General features: G+C 49.9%; 2 protein-coding genes. Both read left to right on the forward strand.

What is annotated here, in order from left to right; translation table 11 throughout:
* The first annotated feature begins 91 nt into the window (after nucleotides 1-91).
* On the forward strand, nucleotides 92-1,585 hold the full coding sequence (gene istA, locus DEU29_RS13825) for an IS21 family transposase (RefSeq protein ID WP_133540981.1): 1,494 nt from the start codon (nucleotides 92-94) through the stop codon (nucleotides 1,583-1,585).
* A complete protein-coding gene (istB, locus tag DEU29_RS13830; protein WP_133540983.1) occupies nucleotides 1,578-2,336 on the forward strand; it encodes an IS21-like element helper ATPase IstB in 759 nt (252 codons plus the stop codon). The genes istA and istB overlap by 8 nt, the downstream gene beginning before the upstream one ends.
* The last annotated feature ends 56 nt before the right edge of the window (nucleotides 2,337-2,392 follow it).

Below are 2,392 nucleotides of genomic sequence, written 5' to 3' on the forward strand. Positions count from 1 at the left end.
TATTAAGCGACAATTAACCTGACCGGTCCGCGACAATTATCTTGACCGGTTGATCTGATAGGGTTCGATACAGCAAAACGGAGGTCATGCTGTGTCGGGAAAGCAAGTTACAGATCAACAGGTTAATCTTTATATGAAATTCAGAAAGAACAACACTCAGAAGGTAGCTGCGGCAAAAGCTGGTATCTCTGAAAGCTCCGGCTATCGCATCGAAAAGCAGGCGCTTCAACCTAAAAACGGTCAACGAAGCTGGCGAACGCGTCCTGACCCGCTGGAATCAATTTGGGATAGCGTCGTAATCCCTTTGCTAGAAAAAGATAGCGACATCACGCCGGTCGGTATATACGACCACTTATGCGAACACTACCAAGATAAATTCAATCCTTCGTCCCGACGTACACTGGAGCGCCGAGTTAAGCAGTGGCGACACCTTAACGCTGGTTCAGGCGATGTCGTCTTTGTCCAACATCATGAGCTAGGCAGGTTAGGAATTGCGGACTTCACAAAAGTCCAATATCCGGTCAGTATTCTGGGTGAAGTGCTACAACATCAGTTATTCCACTTCCGGTTGCCAGCGTGTGGTTGGGCGTTTGCTCAGGTTATTTATGGTGGTGAGAGCTTTGCCGCTTTCTCTGATGGTCTGCAGAACGCTCTGATTGCAGCAGGTGGCGTGCCAGCTGAAATCCGCACTGACAGCTTAAGCGCGGCGTATAAAAACCGTACCGAGCAGGATGACTTCACTGAACGCTTTACCGAGCTAATGCGCCATTATGGCTTCAAAGCCTCCCGAAACAATCGGGGAGTTGCGCAGGAAAATGGCGCTATCGAGTCACCGAATCGCCACATTAAAGCTCAACTGGAGCAAGCATTAAGAATACGTGGTAGCTATGACTTTACCTCAAGATCTGATTATGAGGCGTTCGTACAAAGTATTATCGAGCGCCGTAACCGTCGGGTTGCTGATAAGCTAGCCCAAGAGCAGCGACAATTACAGCCGCTTCCTGTGCACACCAGCGTCAATTACACTGAACATTACCTGAGGGTAAGCCGCACCAGTACCATCGCCTTGAAACGCGTGACCTATACCGTGCCATCTCGACTGGTTGGAAGTCGCTTGCTGGTCAGGCTCTATGATAGCCGCCTGGAGCTTTACCTGGGCACTGTCCTTACTGATACGTTACCACGAGTCTATGCACAGGGTTCTAAGCGAGTACGCAGCGTCAATTACCGGCATGTCATAGAAGCACTGGTTAAAAAGCCCAGAGCGTTCCGCCATTCACAATGGCGTGATGAGCTGTTACCCAGCGACAACTACAAACATATCTGGTCACACGTGAACGACACGATGATGGCAGATAAAGCCTGCTACTACATCGTCCGCTTGCTTCATCTAGCCAGTAAAACTGGACATGAGCAACGACTCGGCGAGTTCGTAATGAACGAAATCGAGCATGGTCGCGTGCCGAGCATTTATGACTGCGAAGAGCGATTTACGTGCCCGCCAGCAGCCATACCTAAGATGACTGTTCATCAGCACGCACTGAGTCAGTACCAATCACTGCTGCACGGAGGTAATCATGGATAACGCCACCGCCTCATTGCCGCTAATGCTTAAACAACTGCGTCTGGGTTCAATCCGCGAGCTCTGGCAGAATATGGCTGAAAAAGCCATCCATGAACAGTGGTCACCGCAACAATACCTTGCTGAGTTATGCAGTGCCGAACTCGCCAGCCGCGAAGACAAAAGACTGCAACGGCATCTGCGTGAGTCAAAACTGCCGCCCGGTAAGCACCTTAGCGGCTTTAACTTCAACGCCATAGAAGGCGTTAACAAGGCGCAGGTCCATGACTTAATAGACCGGCCCAGCTGGGTAAAACAAGGCGCTAATATACTCTTGTTCGGTGCCAGTGGCGTTGGTAAAACTCACATCGCCAGCAGTATAGGCTACGGCCTAATCGAAGCTGGTATCCGTGTGAAGTTCAGCTCTGCAACCGCATTGGTGCAACAGCTACAGCAAGCAAAACAAGAGCTTAAGCTTGAGGATGCATTACTTAAACTGGATAAGTACGCAGTGCTTATCGTCGACGACATCGGCTATATCCGTAAAACCGAGCAAGAAACCAGCGTCCTGTTCGAGCTCATTGCTCATCGGTACGAGCGTTGCAGTATGATCATTACGTCGAATCAGTCGTTCGAGGACTGGGACACGCTGTTCGATGACTCAAGCATGACCATTGCAGCCATCGACCGTCTGGTGCATCACGCGACCATTATCCAGTGCTTAGGGGAAAGCTACAGGAGGAAAGCATCACTGAAAACTAAACAAGAAGGATGACGACAACCCGTCAAGTTAATTGACGCTGATCAGTCAAGATAGTTGACGCTCTATAC

The sequence above is a fragment of the Idiomarina aquatica genome (assembly GCF_004362895.1).
Taxonomy (GTDB): domain Bacteria; phylum Pseudomonadota; class Gammaproteobacteria; order Enterobacterales; family Alteromonadaceae; genus Idiomarina.

Bases quoted from the DNA above. Each gene is read 5' to 3' on its own strand.
- istB (WP_133540983.1), top strand. From the start codon at position 1,578: ATGGATAACGCCACCGCCTCATTGCCGCTAATGCTTAAACAACTGCGT.